This window comes from Anaerotruncus sp. DFI.9.16 (assembly GCF_024461615.1).
GTDB lineage: Bacteria > Bacillota > Clostridia > Oscillospirales > Ruminococcaceae > Anaerotruncus > Anaerotruncus massiliensis.
Genome location: NZ_JANFZX010000112.1, coordinates 1 through 3,838 on the forward strand (window position 1 = coordinate 1; position 3,838 = coordinate 3,838).

2 protein-coding genes are annotated in these 3,838 nt (G+C 66.0%); both read right to left on the reverse strand.

Annotated elements, in window-relative coordinates:
• Positions 1–61 precede the first annotated feature (61 nt).
• On the reverse strand, positions 62–1,603 hold the full coding sequence (locus NE609_RS17080) for a Na+/H+ antiporter NhaC family protein (protein WP_121587298.1): 1,542 nt from the start codon (positions 1,601–1,603) through the stop codon (positions 62–64).
• Positions 1,604–1,776: 173 nt separating this feature from the next.
• Positions 1,777–3,366, reverse strand: coding sequence for a B12-binding domain-containing radical SAM protein (locus NE609_RS17085; protein ID WP_256153214.1), 1,590 nt, complete (start codon positions 3,364–3,366; stop codon positions 1,777–1,779).
• Positions 3,367–3,838 lie beyond the last annotated feature (472 nt).

Here is a 3,838-nt window from a genome sequence, read left to right on the forward strand (position 1 = left end):
CCCCCCCCCCCCCCCCCCCCCCCCCCCCCCCCCCCCCCGGTTCTTTTGATTGCGGCAGGTTTTAAGCGGCCTGTTTTTCGCCCCTGCCGGCGAACAGCCGGTGGAGGACAAAGAGCGCGCCCAGCAGCAGGACGATGGAGACGCCGAGGGTGATCGGGATGTTGCCCCCGGTCAGGCCCGCCACGATATAGCCGAAGAAGCAGCAGACCGCCACGGTGAGCGCGTAGACCATCTGGGTGGAGACGTGCTCGATGTGGTTGCAGCCCGCGCCGGTCGACGAGAGGATCGTCGTGTCGGAGATGGGGGAGCAGTGGTCGCCGAAGACGCTGCCCGCCAGCGTCGCGGAGAGGGAGACGACCAGCAGCTGGGGAGCGGCCGCCATGCAGACGGGGACGATGATCGGGATCAGGATGCCGAAGGTGCCCCAGGCGGTGCCCATCGCGAAGGAGAGGAAGGCGGCGATCGCAAAGACCAGCGCGGGCAGCAGGAAGCCGGGGAAGCCGCCGTTTTCGACGAGGCCCTTGACGAATTCGCCCGTCATGAGCAGGTCGCGGCAGACGCCGCTGATCGTCCAGGCGAGGATGAGGATGATGTCCGCGGGGACCATCGACTTGACGCCCTCGCCGATGCCGGCCATGAAGTCCTTATAGCGGACCACGCCGCGCGGCACGAAGAGCAGAAACGCCACGATCAGGCCGCCGAAGCCGCCGATGACCAGCGCCTCGGAGGCGGTGCAGTTGCCGAACGCCGCGCCGATCGAATGGAAGGCCGGGTCCTCGCCCCAGAAGCCGCCGTTCCACAGCATCGCGAGGATCGAGAAAATGATCAGTGCCACAACGGGGATGATCATGTCGTAGACGTGGCCCTTGTCGTTGACGGGCAGCTCCTCGCCCACGGTGGTGTCCACCGCGCCGAGCTCGCCCCTGGCTGCGCGCGCCTCCGCGCCCGCCATCGGACCGAAGTCGAGGTTGGTGCAGCAGAGCGCGACCACCATGACGATTGAAAGCAGCGCGTAGAGGTTGTAGGGGATGGTGGCCACAAAGGCGCCCAGATCGCTTTCAAACGCGCCCGTCACCGCCAGGTTGGAGCCCACGGCCGCCGCCCAGCTGGAAATCGGCGCGATGATGCAGATGGGCGCGGCCGTCGCGTCGATGATGTACGCGAGCTTCGCGCGGGAAACGCCGTACTTGTCGGTGACCGGCTTCATGACGGTGCCGACGGTGAGGCAGTTGAAATAGTCGTCGATGAAGATGAGCGCGCCGAGCGCGCTCGTCGCGAGCAGGGCGCTGCGTTTGCTCTTGAGCTTGCTGGAGGCCCAACGGCCGTACGCCCGCGAGCCGCCCGCCATCTGCATGACGACGACCAGCGCGCCGAGCAGCGCCAAAAACAGCAGGATGTTGACGTCCATACGGCCCGCCATCAGCTTGAAGGTCGTCTCCGCGACGCCGACCACCGGGTTGAGGCCGGTATTGAGCGCATAGATGAGCGCCCCCGACAGGATGCCGATCATCAGCGAGGAGATGACCTCCTTGGTGATCAGCGCGAGGCCGATCGCGATAATGGGCGGCAGCAGCGACAGCCAGCCTACGAATACAGGTTCCATCTTTCTTTTGTCCCCCTCAAATAAAAACAAATTGTGAACGTGCTGTTATAAAGATCGCATAATTACAGGGAAAAGTCAACACAATCCAACAAATTTCCCCTATTTTCTTGCAAAAAAATACAGTCCCTGTCCGCGCGGGACGTACAGAAAAGGCCGGGTAAATACCCGGCCTTTTACAAAATCCGTTCGGCGCGCGCCCTGCCGCGCAGATCCCGCTCCCCGTGGAAAAAGCAGACCGCCGTCTCCCCCGGCTCCCGCCCGGGGCTGGTCACGTCAAAGGGGAACAGCTCGAGATGCGCTCCCGATGGCAGCCCCCGCTCCGCCGCGCGCCGCCGCGCCTCCCGCGGGGCCTCGGGGCAGCAGGCGGGCAGCCGGCGCGGCCTCTCATGCAGGCAGAGGTCGTACCGCACGAGCCAGCGGCAGATTTCGGGATCGCCGCCGCGGTCGACGCAGAGCGCGTAAAGCAGGTCGTAATACTCGTACTTGCCCACCGCACGCGCCGGCATCCGCTCCCCGAGCGCGTGCATCGCCTCAAACGGCGAGGGGATGTATTCCAGCAGGTATGCGAGCGTGTGGGAAAACCGGCCGCTGTTGTAGTACGCCTCGGTCATCTCCTCGACCGATTTGAGCCGCGAAAGCTCCAAAAAGGAAAGCCGCGGCGTGCATAAAATTTCATAGGGCGGCGTTTCGCTGTGCACGAGGCCGTATTCCTCCCGGCGCGCGTAGAGGGAGGAGCCGCGCAGCAGCTTGAGAAAGCCGAGCTGGAGCTGCTCCGGCCGCAGGGAAAACACCTCGTCGTAGCTTTTCGCAAACCGCGCGAAATCCTCGCCCGGCAGCCCCGCGATCAGGTCGAGGTGCAGATGCAGGCGGCCCGCCGCCGACAGCGCGCGCACGTTCTCCATCAGGCGGCCGACGTCCGTCTTGCGGCAGACCTCCGCGAGCGTTTCGCCGCAGGTGCTCTGCACGCCGATCTCGAACTGGAAGAGTCCCGGCCGCACCGTGGAGAAAAACGCCAGCTGCTCCCCGGTGAGCAGGTCTCCGCCCAGCTCCATCTGAAAGCCGGTGATTCCGTTGTCGTGCTCCGCGAGGAATTTCCAGATCGCGAGCGCCCGGTCCGCGTCGAGGTTGAAGGTGCGGTCGACGAACTTGACCTGCATCACCCCGGCGTCGAGGAACCGCCGCAAATCGTCGAAGACGCGCGGCAGCGAGCGGTAACGCACCGTCCGGTCGGCGGACGACAGGCAGTAGCTGCACCCGAACGGGCACCCGCGCGACGACTCATAGTAGAGCACCCGGTCTTTGAGTGCGTCGAAATCGCGGTAAGGGAAGGGCAGCGCGTCCAGGTCGGTAAACCGCCCGGCGCGGCGGACCCCGCGCGGCCGTCCCTCCCGCAGGACACCGGCGATCTGCGGCTCCCCCTCCCCGCAGAGGATCGCGTCCGCCCACGGCATCGCCGCGAGCCGTTCCTCCGGGTCGAAGCTCACCTCCGGCCCGCCCAGCAGGATGGACGCCTCCGGAAAGAGCAGCCGCAGGTCCGCGCCGAGCCTGCGCACATATTCGATGTTCCAGATGTAGCAGGAAAAGCAATAGGTATCCGCGCCCCGGCGCGCAAGGTCGCTGAGGATCTCCCGCGTGGGCTGGTTGATCGTATATTCCGCGATTCCTGCCTCCATCCCCTCCGCCGCGAGCACGTTTTGCAGATCGCGCACCGCGAGGTTGGTGTGGCTGTATTTCGCGTTGATTGCCACAAGCAGGATGTTCATTGCGTTCCTCCTGGGGGTTGCCGCTCGGGGAGCGGCGGCGTTTGCCGGCGGCCCGCCGGCGGGGCTTTTTTCGCGCCCCTTCGGGGCGCATCTTGTAAGAGATTCTGCCGCAGGCAGTTCCTCTATGGGAATCCAAAGGGGCGTAAGCCCCTTTGAACGCGCGTCGCCGTGCAGCGGCGCTCCGGCGAAGCCGGGCAGCGCGTTTTAGCCGGGTCCCGCCCCGGCGGGCGGTTTTGGATTTGCCGCGCTACGCCCAGCGGGGCTTTTTTTGCACCCCTCCGGGGCGCTCCAGATGTGCCGCCTGCGGCGGCGGAGATTGCCGGGACCCGCCCCGGCGGGCGGGCCTGGATTTGCCGCGCTGCGCCCGACAGGGCTTTTTTCGCACCCCTCCGGGGCGCTTCAGATGTGCCGCGCTGTGCCCGGCGGGGCTTTCACGGGAATTGCCGCCCGTGGGCGGCAAGAATCACGAGCG